This window comes from Allokutzneria sp. A3M-2-11 16 (assembly GCF_024213555.1).
In the GTDB taxonomy this organism is placed as follows: Bacteria; Actinomycetota; Actinomycetes; order Mycobacteriales; family Pseudonocardiaceae; genus Allokutzneria.
Map to the genome: position 1 here is coordinate 2,154,404 of NZ_JANAVO010000001.1, position 18,628 is coordinate 2,173,031.

22 protein-coding genes and 1 tRNA gene are annotated in these 18,628 nt (G+C 66.9%); 10 read left to right on the plus strand and 13 right to left on the minus strand.

What is annotated here, in order from left to right:
• Window positions 1–140 precede the first annotated feature (140 nt).
• The 3 genes from NLX83_RS10670 (at window position 141) to NLX83_RS10680 (ending at window position 2,295) form a co-directional block, all read left to right on the plus strand.
• On the plus strand, window positions 141–572 hold the full coding sequence (locus NLX83_RS10670; RefSeq protein ID WP_254236168.1) for a MarR family winged helix-turn-helix transcriptional regulator: 432 nt from the start codon (window positions 141–143) through the stop codon (window positions 570–572).
• Between the two features lie 242 nt (window positions 573–814).
• The gene (locus NLX83_RS10675) at window positions 815–1,273 is read left to right on the plus strand and encodes a phage integrase N-terminal SAM-like domain-containing protein (protein WP_254234669.1); all 459 of its coding nucleotides are present in this window, start codon (window positions 815–817) and stop codon (window positions 1,271–1,273) included.
• A complete protein-coding gene (locus NLX83_RS10680) occupies window positions 1,270–2,295 on the plus strand; it encodes a tyrosine-type recombinase/integrase (RefSeq protein ID WP_254234670.1) in 1,026 nt (341 codons plus the stop codon). The genes NLX83_RS10675 and NLX83_RS10680 overlap by 4 nt, the downstream gene beginning before the upstream one ends.
• A gap of 337 nt (window positions 2,296–2,632) precedes the next feature.
• Here NLX83_RS10680 and NLX83_RS10685 read toward each other — a convergent pair whose 3' ends face one another.
• A complete protein-coding gene (locus tag NLX83_RS10685; protein WP_254234671.1) occupies window positions 2,633–3,847 on the minus strand; it encodes a helix-turn-helix domain-containing protein in 1,215 nt (404 codons plus the stop codon).
• A 138-nt stretch (window positions 3,848–3,985) separates the two neighbouring features.
• Between NLX83_RS10685 and NLX83_RS10690 the strand changes: the two genes are divergently transcribed.
• From NLX83_RS10690 to NLX83_RS10720, 7 genes are all read left to right on the plus strand, one after another.
• Entirely contained in the window at window positions 3,986–4,270 is a 285-nt protein-coding gene (locus NLX83_RS10690) for a hypothetical protein (RefSeq protein WP_254234672.1), read from the plus strand.
• Window positions 4,267–4,659: a hypothetical protein gene (locus NLX83_RS10695; protein ID WP_254234673.1), complete on the plus strand. Its 393-nt coding sequence runs from the start codon at window positions 4,267–4,269 to the stop codon at window positions 4,657–4,659. The genes NLX83_RS10690 and NLX83_RS10695 overlap by 4 nt, the downstream gene beginning before the upstream one ends.
• A gap of 55 nt (window positions 4,660–4,714) precedes the next feature.
• Entirely contained in the window at window positions 4,715–5,020 is a 306-nt protein-coding gene (locus tag NLX83_RS10700) for a hypothetical protein (protein ID WP_254234674.1), read from the plus strand.
• A gap of 147 nt (window positions 5,021–5,167) precedes the next feature.
• Window positions 5,168–5,440 carry a hypothetical protein gene (locus NLX83_RS10705; protein ID WP_254234675.1) on the plus strand — a complete coding sequence of 91 codons (273 nt, stop codon included), beginning with the start codon at window positions 5,168–5,170 and terminating at the stop codon, window positions 5,438–5,440.
• A gap of 195 nt (window positions 5,441–5,635) precedes the next feature.
• A complete protein-coding gene (gene tgmA / locus NLX83_RS10710; protein WP_254234676.1) occupies window positions 5,636–5,965 on the plus strand; it encodes a putative ATP-grasp-modified RiPP in 330 nt (109 codons plus the stop codon).
• On the plus strand, window positions 5,965–6,921 hold the full coding sequence (gene tgmB / locus NLX83_RS10715; RefSeq protein WP_254234677.1) for an ATP-grasp ribosomal peptide maturase: 957 nt from the start codon (window positions 5,965–5,967) through the stop codon (window positions 6,919–6,921). Before tgmA ends, tgmB begins: the two co-directional genes overlap by 1 nt.
• Window positions 6,918–8,078 carry a methyltransferase domain-containing protein gene (locus NLX83_RS10720; RefSeq protein WP_254234678.1) on the plus strand — a complete coding sequence of 387 codons (1,161 nt, stop codon included), beginning with the start codon at window positions 6,918–6,920 and terminating at the stop codon, window positions 8,076–8,078. The genes tgmB and NLX83_RS10720 overlap by 4 nt, the downstream gene beginning before the upstream one ends.
• 63 nt (window positions 8,079–8,141) lie before the next feature.
• Here NLX83_RS10720 and NLX83_RS10725 read toward each other — a convergent pair.
• The 12 genes from NLX83_RS10725 to NLX83_RS10775 form a co-directional block, all read right to left on the minus strand.
• Window positions 8,142–8,228 (minus strand) — tRNA-Ser (locus NLX83_RS10725).
• Window positions 8,229–8,282: 54 nt separating this feature from the next.
• Entirely contained in the window at window positions 8,283–8,552 is a 270-nt protein-coding gene (locus tag NLX83_RS10730; protein ID WP_254234679.1) for a hypothetical protein, read from the minus strand.
• 54 nt (window positions 8,553–8,606) lie between these two features.
• Entirely contained in the window at window positions 8,607–8,735 is a 129-nt protein-coding gene (locus tag NLX83_RS40915; RefSeq protein WP_256563053.1) for a hypothetical protein, read from the minus strand.
• 5 nt (window positions 8,736–8,740) lie between these two features.
• Complete coding sequence (locus NLX83_RS10735) at window positions 8,741–9,427, minus strand: peptidoglycan-binding domain-containing protein (RefSeq protein ID WP_254234680.1); 687 nt, start codon at window positions 9,425–9,427, stop codon at window positions 8,741–8,743.
• A 3-nt stretch (window positions 9,428–9,430) separates the two neighbouring features.
• Entirely contained in the window at window positions 9,431–9,574 is a 144-nt protein-coding gene (locus NLX83_RS10740; RefSeq protein ID WP_254234681.1) for a hypothetical protein, read from the minus strand.
• Window positions 9,575–9,668: 94 nt separating this feature from the next.
• Complete coding sequence (locus NLX83_RS10745; RefSeq protein WP_254234682.1) at window positions 9,669–10,184, minus strand: hypothetical protein; 516 nt, start codon at window positions 10,182–10,184, stop codon at window positions 9,669–9,671.
• An 8-nt stretch (window positions 10,185–10,192) separates the two neighbouring features.
• The gene (locus tag NLX83_RS10750) at window positions 10,193–13,450 is read right to left on the minus strand and encodes a hypothetical protein (protein WP_254234683.1); all 3,258 of its coding nucleotides are present in this window, start codon (window positions 13,448–13,450) and stop codon (window positions 10,193–10,195) included.
• Complete coding sequence (locus NLX83_RS10755; RefSeq protein ID WP_254234684.1) at window positions 13,447–14,316, minus strand: hypothetical protein; 870 nt, start codon at window positions 14,314–14,316, stop codon at window positions 13,447–13,449. The genes NLX83_RS10750 and NLX83_RS10755 overlap by 4 nt, the downstream gene beginning before the upstream one ends.
• A 5-nt stretch (window positions 14,317–14,321) precedes the next feature.
• Window positions 14,322–17,042, minus strand: coding sequence for a phage tail protein (locus NLX83_RS10760; RefSeq protein ID WP_254234685.1), 2,721 nt, complete (start codon window positions 17,040–17,042; stop codon window positions 14,322–14,324).
• A gap of 30 nt (window positions 17,043–17,072) precedes the next feature.
• Complete coding sequence (locus NLX83_RS10765) at window positions 17,073–17,237, minus strand: hypothetical protein (protein ID WP_254234686.1); 165 nt, start codon at window positions 17,235–17,237, stop codon at window positions 17,073–17,075.
• Entirely contained in the window at window positions 17,234–17,737 is a 504-nt protein-coding gene (locus NLX83_RS10770; RefSeq protein ID WP_254234687.1) for a DUF7426 family protein, read from the minus strand. The genes NLX83_RS10765 and NLX83_RS10770 overlap by 4 nt, the downstream gene beginning before the upstream one ends.
• Window positions 17,737–18,534 (minus strand): hypothetical protein, encoded by a 798-nt coding sequence (locus tag NLX83_RS10775; protein WP_254234688.1) that lies wholly within the window; start codon window positions 18,532–18,534, stop codon window positions 17,737–17,739. Before NLX83_RS10775 ends, NLX83_RS10770 begins: the two co-directional genes overlap by 1 nt.
• Window positions 18,535–18,628 lie beyond the last annotated feature (94 nt).

Below are 18,628 nucleotides of genomic sequence, written 5' to 3' on the forward strand. Positions count from 1 at the left end.
GAGTGTGCCCGCTGCCGCCCGCCGACACCAGGTCAAACGGTTACATCACGATGAAGGGCAGATACCGGGTGGGTACGCATAGCCTTGACGGCGTGACGCGGACTGCCGACGCCGAGCCGCGCTGGCTCGACGACAAGGAGATGCGCGCGTGGCGCGCCTACATCGTCGGTTCCCAGATGCTGTCATACCGGCTGCACCGGGAGCTGCAGGACAACCACAATTTGGCCCTGGCCGATTACGAGATCCTGGTGCGCCTCTCCGAACAGCCGGGCCTGCGCATGCGGATGAGCGTGCTGGCGGGCGAGATCGCCTCGTCCAAGAGCCGCCTTTCGCACCAGGTGGCAAGGATGGAGCAGGCGGGCCTGGTGATCCGGACCGAGTGCCCCAGCGACGGCAGAGGCGTCTTCGCCGAGCTGACCGACAAGGGCATGGGCGTCCTGCGCACGGCCGCCCCGACCCACCTCGACGGGGTCCGCGGCCACCTGATCGACCTGCTCACCGACGAGGAGCAGGCCGTGCTGGCCAAGGTCTTCGAGCGCGTCGACGAGCACCTGCGCGGCCAACGAAACTGATCTTGACGGCGCGGGTTAGGCTGCCCGTGCACGACAGGGGAAGTGTGGCAGAGCGGCCGAATGCACCCGCCTTGAAAACGTGTGACCTGCAAAGGCCCCGCCACGCAGAGCCCCACGCTTTCCCTGTGAGCCGTTGAACTGCGGAAACGCAGTTCAACGGCGATCTTCACAGTGCACAGTTGAGCGAGCACAGCGCTTCCAGTGCACACGCCTGGTGACATTTGGGAACCAGGTTGGTGAATGTGAACGCGAAGAACAGCAGCGCGCCGGGCGAGTGGGGAAAGCTCGTCACGGGATGGCGTGGGTACCTCCAATTCAGTCACACAGCGTCAACGATCAACGTCTATCTGTCGGTGGCCAACCGGCTTGGAGCGTGGGCACACCGGCGAGGTGAGAGCCCTACCGCAATCGAGCCGTCGACGATACAGACCTACCTCGACGAGCTTCGCGTCGAGAAGAACCCCGCAACGGCGCGGCTCCACGACTCGGTGTTGCGCGCGTTCTTCCGGTGGGCAGTCGATATCGGCGAAGTCGCGTCCTCGCCGATGGACGAGCGGGACGTCACTCCGGACGTCATACGCGCCAAGCTCCGCACCCTGATGAGCGAGGTACCCAAGGCTCTCGACCACAAGTTGAGGCGCAACACGTCTTGGTTGACGGGCGAGCCGAAGTCGCAGGGGAACGACGAGGTGGGCCGATGACCGCCGTCCTTCTCGACCCCGAACCTACGGCCGTCGTCCGGCTCGACGACGACCCACCGATGATGTTCAAGCTCCGCTCGGGGAAGTACATCCCCCTGCCGCCTGGCGAGTGGGGACCGATCGCGAAGGAGTGGGGGCACGCCCTACTCGCCGACAACAAGTCGGAAAACACGGTCAAGATCTACCTCTACGCCCTCCGAAGGCTCGGCGAGTGGGCCGTCAAACAGGTCTACAAAGTCGACCGTAAGACCCATGTTGGCTATGGGCCAACGACGGTAACCACGTCGGCACTGCGACAGTACATATCCGATCTGATCGAAAAATCGTCGGCAGGCAACGCGAAAAACCACTTCCGTAGCCTGTGCACCTTCTACGTCTGGATGGTGGACGAGGACGAGGTCGACCGATCGCCCTTCGACCGGATGAAGACGCCGCAGGTGCCAGAAAAGCCCATCCCGATCGTCACGTACGACATGATGGGCGCCCTTCTGGACACGTGCTCAGGAAAGGACTTCGTCCAGCGCAGAGACACAGCCATTCTGCGTGTCCTCTGGGACACGGGAAGCCGACGCAACGAAATCGGATCGCTCAAGCTCGACGACCTCGACCTCGATATCGGGTGCATCCTCGTGCACGGGAAGGGACGTCGTGACCGTACGATCCCGCTCGGTGCCAAGACCATTCAGGCGCTGAACCGGTACCTGCGGATGCGCGGGCGGCACCCGCAACACGCGCTCCCTGACCTGTGGCTCGGCTCGACAGGGCAGGGACCGCTACGCGTGCCCGGCATCCGCGGGATGGTGTCGCGCCGGGCTGCGGAGGCGGGGGTCGGACATGTCCACCCGCACATGTTCCGGCACGCGCTCGCCCACTACTGGCAGCTTGAGGGCGGCAACGACAGCGACCTCATGCGCATTATGGGGTGGAAGTCGCGCGAGATGCTCTCGCGGTACGGCGCGAGCGCGGCCGTGGAGCGCGCGCACAAGTCGCACCGCTCGTTGCGCATTGGCGACCGGGTCTAGCAGCCCGAACGGGTGACAAGCCGTGCGCTGTGCTCGGAGCATGACCGAACAGGGAATGACTCCGGCACAGCGCACCTTGCGCGCCAAAATGGCGGCTCACACGTCGTGGGCGAACACGAACGACCGAGCAGCCCGGACCGAGGCGGCACGCAAGGCAGCGCACGACCGGTTCGAGGACCAGGTCGACCCGAACGGCGTCCTACCGCCGGCCGTGCGGGCAGAGAAAGCCGAGTCGGCTCGACGGGCGCACTTCTCCCGGTTGGCGATGCTCAGCGCCCAGTCACGAGCGCGGCGGGCGCAGGGCCGACGAGCCAAGCAAGCAACTACTTCGGCCGGATCAGAGCCGGACGCCAACCCAACTCGCCATGCCGGTAAGCGTGTCTGACCGGCGGCGATCATGCTCGGCGAGGGTCACGAGAGTCTCGCGCACCTGGGGATGCTTCCGCGTCATCTGCGGCGTCACCTTCCGCGCGCGGTAGAGGGTGGCCAATGCCTTGTCACGGTCGCCGTGAAGTTGGTAGGCGCGTGAAAGGTCGATCCAGTGATGCCCAACGCGCTCACGCGGTGTCGACGTGCTGAACCTCGATCCGAACTTCTCGGCCCGCTTCACAGCCTCGGTGCCATCCTGCCGTTCGACCGCCAGACCCACCGACCAGATGTTGACTGAGTCGCGGTCGAACGCGAGCCGGTAGTGATCACTGCCGGAAGTGACCAAGTCGGCCATTTCCCGAGCCTCGGCGAGGTGGTCGTCGGAGCTATCCGCGTTGCCTGCCCTCGCGGCGGCAAGCCCGGACTTCAGGTGTAGAACGCCGTGCATCGCGAGTGCGGCCTCGTCGCCGCGCCGAACCTCGTCAGCGATCTTGGCGCGCGCGTCTTCGAGGTACTGCAACGCACCTCGCCACTCGGCGTTGACGATCAGCTCGCCGGCGACATAAAAGTCAGCCGCGGCACACGCAAGCGGATCGCCGGACTGGTTCGCGGCCCACTCGACGCGATCCGTGGTGAGCGTCGAGAGGTCGTCGTATCCCAGCTTGTACGCCACCTGTCCCGCTGCGGCATACGCCTCTGCAAGCAAGCCGAACAACACGTCGCGCTCGTGTCCGTCGGCGTGGTGAATCGCAGTTCGTAGCGCCCGGAGCAGGCTCGGCAACTCGTCGCCGAGGGCGTCGAGCTTCGCTCGGTGCCGGAGCTTCGACGCTTCCGCCACGGCCGCACGCAGACGGGCCGGGGATGCAGGAGGAGCGTCATCCGGGGGCAGGCGGTACGCCGCGATTTCACGGCGTAGCTCAGCAATCCCCCCGTGCAGGCGCCGGCTCGACGGGGTGTCGTCCTCGTACGGCTGCCCCTTCAACTTCGCTGCGCGGGTTTTCAGAGCAGCGCTGACGGACGCGATGAAGGCGGGCGAAGCGGGAACCTTGCCCTGCTCGACCTGCTTAACCAGGCTCAAACTGACGTGCGCCTCACGCGCTAGGTCAGCCTGCGTCATGCCGGCGAGCTTGCGGTCAGTCTTGACCCGCTTGCCGACACCATCGAACTGTTCGTCAGCCGACATGATCAACCTGCCTCACGGCTCTTGGTTGGTTCATCTTCACGGTACAGCGCGCCTACACGCAGCACCTTTGTCCCCAACTTTGTCCCTTCAGCCGCAAAACTGCACTTAACGTCAGCTCTCGCTACGGGAGGTGACGACATGGCTACTGCGCTGCTGGTCTACGGGTTGCTTGGTGCCGTAGCGCTCTACGGCATCGCATTGGCAGGCGTCGAGTACGTGCGGCTGGTACGGCGGCAACGTATTGCCGAGGACGCTCTCAACACCAGGTCCGTCGAGATGTCGCTCGACTCCCGCAAGCGCGACCACGGCCCCGGACGGCGCATCGGCACACGCGCCGGTGGTCGGCATCGGCTCGTGGCGGGCGCGGGGTGGTCACCCCCCGAGCCCTCCGTGTCCGCCACGGCTCACAAGGGGGCGCGATGACCAGTCGGCCGGAAGTCAGTCAGGTAGCCGTCGACCGAGTGGTCGCTGCGGGGATGTTGTACGCGGGTGCGGCAGCTCAGTTGGCAAATCCTGAACGCGAAACTGTCTGTCACGCGCTCGGCAAGACGAGTGAGTCGTTTCGGCTCGCACATAAGGCGATCGGCCGTTTTGAACTGGGTTTCACGTATGGCGTCATTCTCGCGTTGTTCTGCGTGCTTTCAATTTTCGGTGACGTGCCGCGTTGGGTGCCCGCTTCGCTTGGTATTGCGGCAATCGTCGTTCTCGGAGTCCCTGCAATCAAGGCTTACCGTGCTGCGTGGAAATTGCTTGACGTAGCAGTAGGCGCGTGCGTGGTGGCCAGTAAGGGCGGTAATGATGTCGTCGAGTGAAGAGGCTCTAATTGCACTGAAGAGGCGGCATTTCAGACCGCTTCAATTGCCAGACATGATGGCGTTCACCTACGGATATGACGATCCATATATAGACGTTGTCCTACTGCGCGACGAGGTGGATTCGTCGGCGTACCGGTCGCGTATTGATGAGAACGACTACAATTTTAACCCCTTTGCTCCCAAAAACCTGGTCTGGGCGCTCGGTGGAGCTTTCGGCGACGTCGTCGGCGAGTTGCTCGCGCTACCACGGCCAGGTGAACCAGGGGCGCCGTCGCTGCTGATCGCGACGCCTAGTTCGCTTTGGCTTCCGCCTGGCGCCCACGAGGGCCGGGCCGGCCGGTCCCTGCTGGAAATCTGAGTTAACCAGTTCGTCTACGTGAGGTGAAGTGTGCCCGGAATTGGCATGTTCAGTTGGGTTTTGATCGTCATTGCTTCGTTGAGTGCCGGAGCGCTCGCGTACTACTTGCGACCGTCGGTCGGCCGCCATTCGCGCAGACCAGCGCGCATGAACATCGACGAGCCCATCTCAGGGGAAGACGTCGAAACCACAGTCGTTCTTGGCAATCTCTACGGATCGGACCTGATCAGCGGTTACGCAATCAGTGATCGGTACCTGGAATTCGTTTATGAGGAAGATCAACCCGCGCTCGTTCGGCCCTATGTTCTTCATCTTCTCCGGGCGACGGACCCTGAGCGGACAACCGAACTTGCCCCTTTCAACTGGCCGGACGATGACGACTGCGCGGTCCCAGAAATTCCGGTATTGGTCGCCGCGTGATTTCGCTCGTCGATCGCCCGGTTACCGGGTTTCTGGGGGGTAACCGTTCGTAACGACCAACTCGACGCGTGTTTCACCATTTGGGGGCTCGCGAGAACCTCGGCGTAGGCACAAGTCTTGATCGAGGCGCGGGACACAGCCGGGACTCAACTTGTCGGACACAACCAGTGCTCGGCATGACGGAAGGAAAGACGCATGATCACAGCAGTAACCGAGCTGCCCGACGCTGATCCGCTCGCGTCGGTCAGCGCACAGTTCGCGCTCACCGGGTCCAGCTTCGAGCAGAGCACGGGCGACATGCCCTCGCCCGACGGTGTTCGGCCGTGGGGGCTCCGCCATGCGGTTCCGGCGGGCGCGGGCCGCGTGCTGCCGGAGTGGAACTACGACGCCGAGCAGCAGAAGGCCGTCGACGGTGACGGCGTTCCGCTGATCGACCGCCCGCGCATGGGACCGCCCACCGCTCACACCACCGCGAGCACGGACGGCGAGGACCCGCCCAGCGCCGAGGACTGGATCAACGACTGATGGCCGTCCTCATTCTCGCGCCCGAACTGGACATCACCGCTGACCGCATGGTCAAGGTGCTGGAAGGTCGAGATGTGCCTGTTGCCCGAGTCGACACGGCATGGTTTCCGCAGCGGGCGAGTGTCGATGCTGAGTTGCGAAACGGGCGTTGGGTGGGGACGTTGTCCGCAGGTGGGAGGGTGATCGCGCTTGAGGCACTGCGGTCGATTTGGTATCGCAACCCCGGCGCGTTCACCTTCCCTGCCGAGCTGTCGCCGACTGAACGGCATTGGGCCATGACCGAGACGAAACTCGGGCTTGGCGGTGTACTCGCGTCCCTGCCGGTCGCCTGGATCAACCACCCCTCGCGGAACGCTGACGCCTCGTACAAGCCGGTTCAACTGGTCACCGCGACGCGGTGCGGGCTCACGGTCGCCGACACGTTGGTGACGAACGAGCCGGCCGCGGTGAAGCGGTTCGCGGAGGGCGGCGAGACGATCACCAAGGCGTTCGGTGCACCTGCGATCAAGGAAGCGGGCCGAAGGAAAGTCGCTTTCACACATCGGCTCGACGAGTCCGACCTCGCCGACCTGCGCGGGGTCGAGGTCAACGCGCACCAGTTCCAACGCTGGATACCCAAGTCGTACGAGGCTCGGGTGATCGTGGTCGGAACCCGCCTGTTCGGAGCAGCAATCCACGCGCAGTCTGCCGAGACCTACCTCGATTGGCGCAACGATTACGGCGCCTTGCGGTACGAGCAGGTCGACCCGCCTGCCAACGTCGCGACCGGCGTGCGCGAGTACTGCGTCGAGCTGGGACTCACCTACGGGGCGTTTGACTTCGTCATCCGACCAGATGGCGAATGGGTGTTTCTCGAATGCAATGCCGGTGGCCAGTATGGATGGATCGAGGACGAGATCGAGGCGCCGATCACAGAGGCGCTCGCAGACCTCTTGGAGAAGGGGAACACAGCATGACGGCGACTACGACGGCGTGGCGCGAACTGGCGCACCAGCTCGCCGACGAGATGGCGGCCGAGGGGGTGTTGCAGTCGCCGGCGTGGCGAGACGCGGTCGAGGCGACCCCGCGGCACGTGTTCGTGCCGCGGTTCTACGTCCAGCAGCAAGACGGGCAGTGGACCGAGACGAGCGCGGATGACGACGAGTGGCTCGCCGCGGTCTACCGCAACGAGCCGTTGATCACCGACCTTGCCACCACGGCGAACGGCAACCGCGTCACGGTCTCGTCGTCGACTAAGCCGGGCCTCATGGTGAGGATGCTTGAAACACTCGACGTGCACGACGGGCACCGAGTGCTCGAAATCGGCACCGGGACCGGCTACAACGTCGCGCTGCTGTCACACCGGCTCGGCTCCGACCGGGTGTTCTCCGTCGACATCGGCGCCGAGCTGGTCGACGCAGCCCGCGGTCGGCTGACTGAGTTGGGACTGACTCCGACCCTGGCAGCCACACACGGGGCCGAGGGCTTGCCGGAGCACGGTCCGTTCGATCGGATCATCGCGACGTGCTCTGTGCCTACTGTCCCTTGGGCGTGGGCCGAACAGGTTCACGAGGGCGGCCTCGTCCTCGTCGATGTCAAGCCGAGCACGCACGCGGGCAACCTCGTGTTGCTGACGCGGTACGCCGATCGGCTCGAAGGGCGATTCTTGCCGCGGTGGGCCGGGTTCATGGCGATGCGCGATGCCGACCTCGCCCCCGAAGTTGGGAGCCTCATCGAGGACGTGAACACGGGCAGCCGTTCGTCGACACGCCTTGAGCCGACCCCGTGGTCGTCGCTCGTGCCGTGGTTCCTCGTGCAAACCCGGATGCCTGGGAAAGTCGCGTTCGGGTACCTCGGCGCCACCGACCAGGGGCCGGAGTGGGCCGTGTTCAGCACGCCCGACGGCTCATGGTCGGCAGTCAGGATGCAGCCCGACGAGAACGGCGAGCGCGAAGTGCGCCAAGGCGGACCGGTGCCACTCTGGGACGCGTTCGAGGCAATCCACGAGACGTGGGACAACCTCGGCCGGCCGAACTGGGACCGCCTCGGCCTCACGATCACCCCCGACGGCCGTCACCGCCTGTGGCTCGACGAGCCGGACGGCGAGGTCAGCTGGAGTCTGCTACCTCGGTAGCGGTCCAAGCAGAACAGCGCCCCCGCACCCTGGTATGGGTGCGGGGGCACTGTCGTTCTTGTGCGGTAGCGGTGGGATTCGAACCCACGGAGGGGATCAACCCTCATGCGTTTTCAAGACGCACTCCTTAGGCCGCTCGGACACGCTACCCGGCGCGTGACCAGGGTATCCGAGTGCCGAAGTCGTTATGTCAACCGGCGTCACCTACGGCGTGTGGCCGTCCGACCTGCGGTAGGTCGGTGGCTGCGCCGAGCCGAGCAGTACGCGGGCGAGCCAGTCAGGCAGCCGCGGCTCGATCCACCGCACGAGCGGGTAGACCACGCCGAGCACGATCGGCAGCACGACCAGCTCGCCGGCGCTACCGAGCGCGCCGGTGACGAAGTCGGGCACGCCGAGGGACACCAGCCACGCGACCAGTGCCGACCACGCGACCGGAACGACGGTGCGTAGCCACGAGATGAAGCGATCAGACATGCGTTTCTCCACAGGTGGGGACAACTTGGGGACAACTTCGAACAGGTGTTCGATCTAGTCGCGTTCGGCGAGTTCGCGGTCGCCCTCGGCGAGCGCCTTCTCGATCTCGCCGACGGCGACCCATGCGCGTTGGCCGAGCACGCCGAGCACCAGGCCGAGCGCGACGGCGAGCAGGACGGGCACCGGCCTCACCCGCCGAGCAGCCGGCGCCACGTGTTCGGGCCGACGATGCCGTCGACCGCGAGCCCTGCGCGCTGCTGCATGTACTTGACCCGTGCCTCGGTGGCCGGGCCGAAATCGCCGTCGACGGCGAGCCGGGACAGCGACGGGTACCAGGCGTTCAAGATCCGCTGAACCTCCGACACCGCGGCGCCCTTGGAACCACGCCGAATGATCGGCCGGTTGCCGGGGGTCGGACCGGGGCCAGGCTGACCACCACCCCCGCCGAGAACCTGCTGCACGCGCCCGGCATTGAGGCTGCGCGCCGAGTTCCACGAGAGTTCGACGTGCAGGTGATCGGTGTGCGGGTGGGCGCCGTTGTACGGACGCCACCCGGCATGGGGGTAGCTGCCCGACCAGATCCGGCGGTTGTAGATCACGCACTGAATGCCCAACTCAGCCGAGTTCGCGACGAGCTTGTCGGCGAGCACCTGAGTCCAACCGGCGCCGACGGGCACGCCGAGGTCGGCCGCGCGTCCCTCGCCGTGCAGGCTGGTCGACTTGGTACCGGGGATGCCGCGACAGTTGTAGATGCCGAGGTTTCGCCCGCCCTGGCCGCTGTAGGCGCCGAGGAACCACGCCATGAGCGCACGGGCGCCGGTCGACGCCGAGCCGGTGCAGGATCGAGCCGGCTCGTATCCGACGAAGATGCCCACGCCTCACACCCCCTCGGCGGCCGGCGTCGCCTCGGCGAACGGCTCGACGTAGTCGGGGTGCGCCGGGTCGGTGATCTCCTCCGGTGTCGGGTCGGGGGCGGTCGGGTCGACGACGTCGCCCGTGTCCGGAATGACGGGTGTACTCATGTGTTCCTCTCATTCGCTGAAACTCCGGAGCCTGTGAATTGGGCGCGCGAAGTCAGCCCCCGCTATGGGAGCTTGGATTAATCCCGCGCCGGGATTAAGTGGTCACACTGTTTGTGATGCGGTCGCGGTAGGTGAGTCGATCGGCATCTATTCCGGCTTTGTCGCCGGTGACCAGGTTTCGCAGACTCGCGAGACCGTCATTATTCGTGACGAGGATCGTCGCCTTTAGTGCGTCGATCTCCGCAGTTTTCATCTCCCGCGCTTTGTCTCGTGTCGCATCGGCGACCCGTCGTACCTCGGCGACTTGGGCGAGGGCATCGCCGGCGAGACGAGCGCGTGCGTTCAAGACTTCCGCGGTGAGCGCTTGCGCCTCGAACGCGAGCCGGTCAGCGGCAGATGCTTCGGTGCTCAACGGGGCGAGTGCCTCGTGCAGGTGCCAGTCGACGACCGTCGCAGGGTCGTCGACACCGAACAGCTCCATGTCGGTTGCGACGGCCGACCGTGCGACGAGGTGAACCCACGGGAGCCCGTCGCGTTGCTGCTCGATCCGGTACAGCGGTCCGAGTCCGCGCTCGTCGGTCAGTTTCACGCTGACGATTTCGATAATCACCGGTCCCCCTACGCGTTCCGGAATACGAGCCAATGCAGGAGCATTGACGAGGTGTCGACCCATCCCACACTGAAACTGTTCGGGCCGTGGTTCGTGATTGCCCAACGCACAGCCGGGCCAGCAGGCGACGCGCAGGTCACTACTACGTTGAAATTCGAGTTTGGGTTGACTCGTGCGTATGACATCGTGGCGCCGCTGGCATTGTTAAAGCCGTTGATGCCCCCGAACAGCATGGTTTCGCTGCTTCCGCCGGTCGGGATAATTCCGGTGATGTGCAGTCGTCCGTCACCGGGTGAGTCGAGCTTGACCGCTGTGTTGATGGCGCCGAACTGCTTGCCGAGCGTCCAGGCACCCCCCTTGCGCATGATGAGGTCGGTTCGGCCGGATGAGTTGCCGACCTGCTCGGCCGAGAGCGCCCAGAGTGTTCCGTCTTCGCGGGCGTGCACGGTCGGCTCGAACCCTGGCGAGCCGGCCATGCCGGTGAAGTAGATGCCGGGGTATCCGCCGAACACGCTCGCGTCGACGATGGCGCGAACACCACTGGTGCCGGTGCGCAGCGTGCCGGCGATGTCGGCCGCGCCGGTGCTCGCCGATATGTCGACGGTGCGCGTGCCGGAGCTGTTCCACGCGCGCAGCCCGTCCTCGTCGAGCTGCACCCGCGGATTGGTTGCCGAGGTGCGCAGCGTCGCGCCGGTGATCACTTTGCCGTCGATGGCGTCGGCCGAGAGCTTCTCGGCGGTGATGGTGTTCGCCCGGATCGCCGAGGCGGTCACCGATCCGACGGCGAGCTGATCCGCGGTGATGCTGTTCGCGACGATCTTGTCGCCGTAGATCGGGCGCCCGATGAGGTCGGGCGGCACGAGCGGTTTCGTGCTGATCGTCGCCGGTTCGGACGCGGCCGAGGTGTTGCCGCTGCGGTCAAGGGCGGTGAGCCGGAAGGTGCGCGGCTGGTTGTAGGGCTCTCCGGCGACGACGAGCGTGCCGGCGCCTTCCAACTGCCCGACCCGCACCGGTTCAGCCGAGACCTTCGGGGTCACGGTGAGCAGCCCGACCGAGGCTCGCGGCCATTCGAGGTAGATGCCGGCCGCGGTGCCGTCCAGCTCGGCGAGTTCGGCCTCGGTGAGCGTGTCGGTATGCACGCTGACGCCGTTGACGAGTACCTCGACCGTGCGGCCGGACACCGACAGGGCGAGCGTCAGGTCGTCGATCGTGGCGCCGGCGGGCAGCGGGAGCGGGGTCACGCGGCTGTTGGTGTCGGAGTCGACGAACAGCGCGAGGTCGTTGCCCTCGTCGTTGCGGCGCGCGAGCACGTACACCGCGCGCTCGCGGTACGGCCACTTCGACGAGGGGCCGGGGCGATACCGGGCGTAAACGCCGGCGCGGTACTGCGTGCCGACGGCGAGGTTTCGCGCCGTGACGATGTAGTCGCGGGCGCCGGTGTCCCGCGTGGCAAGCAGGTCAGAACCCGAGGTGAGGGTCAGCTTTCCCTCGGCGACGGTATAGGCGGGGTCCGTGCCGGACAGCAGCACCGACCAGGTGTTCGGGTCGAGCTTGTTGTCGCTGTACGGCCAGTTCTCCGACCAAATTGGAACGTCACTGCTCGCCGACATCCACACGTCGAGGTGGGAAAAGTCCGCGGGCATGACCTCGCCGGCGGCGCCTCGGCCGTCCCACTCGACGTGGATCACCCCGAGCCGGGTCGTCAGCCGCGGTGCGGAGGGCACCGGCGGCGCCTCGGTGTCCGCGGCGATGGTCACCGCGTACGGCGCGGAGAACGGGCCGAAGACGCCGGCCTTGCTGACCGCGCGCACCTTGAACGCCCATTCGGTCCCGACGTCATACGGCGAGCCGGTCGCGCTGTTGTCCGGGTGGGTGGTCTCGGTCAGCTTCGACCAGGGCAACCCGACGATGTTGGGCCGCTGGTACAGCTCGTACCGGGCGACCTCGATCAGCGTGCCGTCGACGGCCTTGTCGACCCTGCCCCACGTCGCGGTGATCTGTCCGCGGGCGGCGCCGTCGCTGTCCAGGTAGGCCGCGGTCGCGACGATCAACCCCGCCGGTGCGGCAGGCTCGCGCGGGTCCGGTCCTTCCGGCGCCGGCCGGGCGCCGCTGCCCCCGGTCGCGGTCGCCCCGCCCACGATTCCGGCGGTGCGCTTGGCGAGGCGCAGCTCGCGCTCGACGAACCGGTCGTTCAACACCAGGTTGCCGCCGAGCGTGCCGGCCTGGTCGCGAGTGAGGGTGATCTGCCGGAGCCGCAGCGGCACCAGGGCGCCGGCGTCGCCGGGGGCGAGCACGTAGTCGCCGGGCCGGTAGTGCTTGAGCGGCAACCACTTCGCCGCGGCGAAGGTGAGCCCGCGGGTGACCTGCACGCGCTCGCGGCCGGTGCGGTCGAGTTCGGCCTCGGCCAACAGGCGCATGGTGCCGGGGTCGCGCACCCCACCTTGGGTGATGAACCCTTCCCACCGTCCCCACGGGGCCGGCGCGTTCGGGTTGGTCAGTTCGAGCCGGGCCGCGCCCTCGCCCTTGACGTAGACCGCCGAGGCGACGTCTTCGAGCGTGCCGGTGTCCGGCGCTTCGGTGATGTCACGGCCGAGGCGCAGGTCGACCGGGCTGTCGCCCTCGGCGAGGTTGCGGCCGAGCGCGGTATCGGCGTTGAACACCCGCAACGTGCGCCCGGACAGGGTCCAGTCGAGCACGCCCTGCTCGGCGAGGTTGTCGAGCACGGCGAGCACGTCGATACCCGGCTCGTAGTAGATGGTGAGCACCTTCGACCAGGCGGCGCCGGCGCTGTCGACGGTCGGAGTGAAGTCGACGACCAGGCCCGCCAGGGCGCCGCGTGCCTTGGCCTCGGCGATGAGGGTGCCGAGGATGGTTCCGGGGGTCGCGGACAGAAACGGCCGCTTGCCCTCGCTGTTGTCGCGGTCGGAGGGGAACAAGCGCGCCTTGCGCAGCATCCACGCGTAGGCGGGCAGCTCGTAGGAGCGGGCGCCGGTCGGGTCGGTGACGTCGCCACTGCGCTTGATGCGCAGGAACCGGCCGCCGTCGACCTCCGACCAGGTGCCCGCGGTCGGGTCGTAGGTCTCGACGGCGACCTCGATCGGGACGGCGAGCGCACCGGCACCAGGAGCGCCGAGGGGGTAGGACAGTCGCAGTGAGCCGACGTCGTCGAGTGGCAGCGCGACCTCGACCGACAGCGGAGTCGGCAGGATGCCGAGCCGGTCGCCGTTGGGCGCGTGGGCGACGAGGCGCACGTCGAAACCGGTCACAGGTACGCCCTTCCTGCTCGCAGCTCGACGAGCGTCGCCTCGGTGGTGCCGGTGCCCTCAACGAGCACCTGCACACCACGGTCGTGCGCGGATGTCACCGCGGCCGGCGTCAACGCCAGGAACCGGAACCCGGAGCTCGGACCGCCGGTCACCACGCGACCGGTCGCGTTCGCCTCGGTGCCCTCCCAGGTGACGCCGGGTGCCTCGTGGGCATCCATCCGGCCGCAGTGCACCCGCAGTTGCCGGCCGGTGGCGAGCGCGCCGGGGTAGCCCACCCATCCGCCGGTAGCGATGTCGGTGACGCGCAGCCCGGTCACGGGGCCGGTGATGCGCAGGACAGCGTCGAGCACGGGCGCCGTCGAGCCGTCGAGCGTGGCCACCCGCACGGGGGCGCCGAGGGTGGTCGTCGACCAGGTCGACGGCGCCACGTCGCGCCAGAACACACCGGGCACGCGCAGCACCACGGCCAGGCGGGCGCGGGCGGCGCCGAGCCACACCTGCGGTTCAGAGGCGGTCACGACCTTGGCCTCGGCGCGCAGGTCCGGGACGCCGGCTGCGGGCGAGTACCGGACGTCGAGCAACCGGTGCCGCACCCCGAGCAGCGCGTACAGCGCGCGCATGTTCAGTTCGAGACCCTCGGCGCCCTGGTCGACGCCGGCCGGGTTCACGCCGGTGATGCCGAGCGTGAGCCCGATCGTGGTCGCCTCGACATCCTCACCGACGAGTGGCAGCTCGCCGGGCCGACCGGGCACCGACACCGCGGCCGTGCGTACACCCGGCAACGGCCGAACCTGTGTCGCTGCAAGGAGTTTCCAGCAGCCGGAGGGGTGATCCAGCGGGACACCGTCCACTGCGTAGGTCGCCACGCCGATCACCCCCACCCGAGCGCGCCGGCGTACTGCAACCCGCGGTTGACCGTGGTCGAGGTCGGTTCGGCCTGCGGGTAGTGGTTGGTCACGTGGACCACCGGGCCACCGCCGGCCGCACCGCGGCGAGCCTCGAACGGCGCGAGGTTGCACACGAAGTCCACTCCCGCCGGCGCGGCTATGCGCGGGGCAGGAATGACCGCCGGCGGAATCGGCGGAGGGGACGCCATATCCAAGAATGCCCGATTGAACTTGCTCGACATCTTGTCAACACCTATGATCAAACCCTCGCCGATGTTCACGCCCGCACCCATCATCAGGCGCGACGGCGAATTGATTCCGAAGAAACTCTTTACGCCCTCCCAGGCTCCCTTGACAAATCCCATGATCTTTTCTTTGATCCAGCCGCCAACGGCGCCAATCCCGTTGATCAAACCCTGAACGATATTCTTGCCGGTTTCAAGCAGCCAGCTTCCGGCATCGCGCAGCAATCCGAGCAGCACGCTCGGCAAATCGCGGAAAATTCCGACGACAAGATCAATTCCGCCGCGCACGGCACCCTTGAGCATTTCAAGGGCACCCGATGCGATTTTCTTGATGCCCTCCCAGGCGCCCGACCAATCGCCCTTGATCAGCGCCATCGCCGTTTCGATAATGCCCGACACGACCGAAACCGCGCCCTGGATGATCGGCACAATTCCGTTTTGGAAAACGGAAATCACCGTGCCGAGCAGCGAATCGAGGATAGGTAGCGCGACCGACGTAATAATGCTGATCAGTGGCTCAAAACTGCTCACGAGTCCAGCCAGCCGCTCGCCGACAAAACCGATCGCACCGGCGAGCAAATTTCCGAGAAGTTCGATCAGCGGCGAAGCGGCAGTCACTACGAGCGACAGAATTTCGGCCGCTTTCTGAATGATCGGAACAAGTCCGACGGCCAGTTTTTCAATCAGGGGTGCCGCTGCACTGGCGATCGTCGAAAAAACACCGGCTATCGCGCTAAGGGCGGGCGATAAAGCGCTCACGATCTGGCCAACTAAACCGCCGAGAACGCCAAGCAAACTGTTTACCGCATTGCGGAACTGCTCGTTACCGGCGTAAAGCGCGGTGAGCAGACCGAGCACGATGCCGACGGGACCGGTCAGGAACGACAACGCACGGCCGAGCCCGCCGACACCACCAACCAGATTCAGTAGCGGGCCGACGAACCGCCCGACCACTCCCAGAACCGACCCGAGACCGGCGAGCACGCCCGAGAGCGGACCGAAGGCGACAGCAGCCACACCGGCCGCGGTCGCGATGCCGGTCAACAGAGCCGGGTTGGCGGCGAGGTAGTCGGCGAGCCGAACCACGTAGGGGGCAAGGCGTTCGATCGCGCCGGCGAGCTGCTCGGCGAGCACCCGCGCCAGAAAGGCCGCCAACGGCGCCACCGCCGCGAGCACCTGCCCGAGCGGACCGCCCGCCCGAGCCAGGGACGCGACGGCCTCACCGATCACGGGACCGATCTCGGCCACCGCCGGCGCGATCGAGTTCGTGAAGGCTTGGCCCAGCTCGAACAGCACCGGGCGCAGCCCAGAGCCGGCCGCGGCGATGCCGCCGAAAATCTGCGACAGGGCGTGCATTCCCTCGGCCGAGCGCAGGAAGTCGCGCGCGGCGCCGGTGGCCTGTACGAGCACCGACAGCGTCGAGACACCCGAGCCCTGAGCCGCGGAGAAGACGGCCGCGATGATGCCGCCCACGTTGCCCAGCAGCCGAGCAAGATCACCGACGGCCGACATGCCGTTGCTGATCCACTCGGCGAGCTGACCGGTTTGCCTCGCGGTACTGATGAAATCGGCGAACCGCTGCGCAGCGTCGCCCGCGCCGGCGGACAAGCCGGGCAGCATCTCCGCACCCACCGCGGCGACGTCGCGGAAGACCGAGAGCAACGGGCCGGTGGCGTTGGCGAGGTCGGCGACGACGGTCTCGGTCGAGGCGAAGATCGTCCGCGTGTCGTTCATCGTCTGCGCCTCGCGCAGGAACCCCGCGGCACTGCCTGCGGCCACGCCGAAGGACGAGGCAACGCCGGTCATGCCCTCGCGCAGGATCGGCAGATACGACCCGCCAAGCTGTCGGACAACCGAGCCCATCTCGGCGAACAGCTCTTGCTGTACCGACCGCTGAACCTCGCGCCACGCCGGCGACAGCCCGCGCACGGCGACCGCGGTCTCACGGGCACTTGGCGCGAGCTTCTTCAAGGACTCGGCGAACTTCTTCGGGTCGTCCATCGACGACATGGCCTCGCCGAAGCCGGACATGCCGACCTTGAGCGTGACCATTGCCGCCGCACCCGCGGTGATGGCGGCCGGAAGCAGCAGCAGCGAGCCCGAGGCAGTTGCCGCACCACCGGCGAGCGCCGACAACCCGGAGCCGGCGAGACTGGCCGCCCCCGCCATCACCCCAAGGCGCAGCGTCGCGCCCGCGACGTTGGTCACCAGGGCGGCGACCACACCGGTTACCCCGCTGACAACGCCGAAGATCGAGCCAATGCCGCCGCTCAGACCACGAGCGAATCCCTTGCCCGAGGCATCACCCTCGGCGACGAACCGGCCGCGGACATCCCGCAACCGGCCGTTGGCGTCGCGGCTGAACCCGTCAAGTTCCTTGCGTCCCTGCGCGAGTCCTCGACGCCATCCGGAGTTGTCAACCGAGAGGTAGCCGACAAGCTCGCCGATCGTCAGTGCCACGGGGTCACCCCCTGCGGACTGGTCAGCGGTTCATCGACTCGGCGAGGACTTCGCCGGGGAGAGCGCGCGAGCTAGGCGGGATTCGCACGAGAGCAGCCCCACCACGCGGACGCGCAACCAGCGCCACGAGCGGGCGCGCAAGATGCCCGACTCGACGTCGACGCCGTAGACGGAGTGCAGGTCAGCCTCGATCAACGCCCAGTGGTCGAGGAGCTGCGCCCACGTGTGGCCGTCTTCGCCGGCGCCTTGCGGGTGCGGCTCGTACCACTCGCGGAGCCCTGTCGCCGGGTCGATCGGTCCGCCGCTCGTCGCGTCTCCCGATTCCCGGCTGAGGCTTCCGGGGAGCCGGCCGCGTTCCAATACGCCTCGGCAGCCTCGCGGGACACCGCGGCGTCGAGCCACGCGGTGACGCCGGCGACCTTGAGCACCGGCCACGGCACCCGGTCGGCGAGCATCTCGTCGTAGGTAGCGCCGAGCGCGTCGCGGTAGAGGTCGACCTCTTCGGCGTCGTCGAGCGCGATCTCGTCGAGCGGCTCGCCGGACTCCGCCGCCTTGGCCGCGTGCGCGGCGACCTCGGCGAGTCGCTGCAACCGCAGACCGGTCTCGGCGTCCACGGGTGCTACGTCGTAGGTCTTTCCCTTGTACGGCAACGACAGACCGGCGTCGAGTACCTCGGATAGGTCACGAAAGGCCACTAGGAAATCTCCTCGTACAGATCGGTCCGGCAGGTGAACGGCGAGCAACCGATCTCGTCGTCGACGCCGGCCTCGGTATCGGCGATGGCGTCGAACAAATCGGTTTGCCGCGATGCCCACTCGTGACGGGTCACACGGTCGATAGGCGCCTCGTCGAGCGGCACACAGGACGAATGCAGGTAGAACTCACCGCGTAGTGACGCGCCGGTCGTGTTGGCGCGGACCGAGCCGTGCCTGATCGCGCGATCAAATGCGACGGCATCGGCCCAACCGCGTGGGTCGGTGTCTCGCAGGCGGCGCCATCCGGCGTTGTTACGGAAGGGACAGCCAACGCACGCCGATTTTGGGGTCTTCCCGAACCCGCGGGTCCGCAGGTAGCGAACGCAGTCCGAGCGCTTCCAACCAGGTCGACCGTCGGCAGCGCCGGTTAGGTCGAGCAGCGGGAAGTCATGCCGGCTGTAGGAAACCTGCGAATCCTTGGCACGCATGATCTCGTCGCGGCTGATCCCGATGGACTGCGTGACCGCGCTACCTCGCGGCGGCCTGCCTGGTCGCCCGTTTGCCTTGAGCGTCGCTCCGAGGAACAGCCGCACAGCCTCGCGGATCGGCCGGATTTTGTACTCCGCAGTGCATTGTCTACGTGCCATACCTCGCCGGCCGTCTGGCTTGCGAACGAACAGCGGCATGGACGCAAACCGGTGCGCCGGGTCGAGCGCGTCGTCGCGGATGTTCCCTACGCTCACGCGCTTGATCGGGATACCCGCGGGCTGAGCGACTTCGCGCTCGATCCGGTCCAAGTGTTCGTAGACGGCCTGCGGCTCCCACCCTGTATCTGCGAACACAGCGACGTCATACCGAGGAATCCGTCGCTCCGCGGAGAGCAGCAAGAGC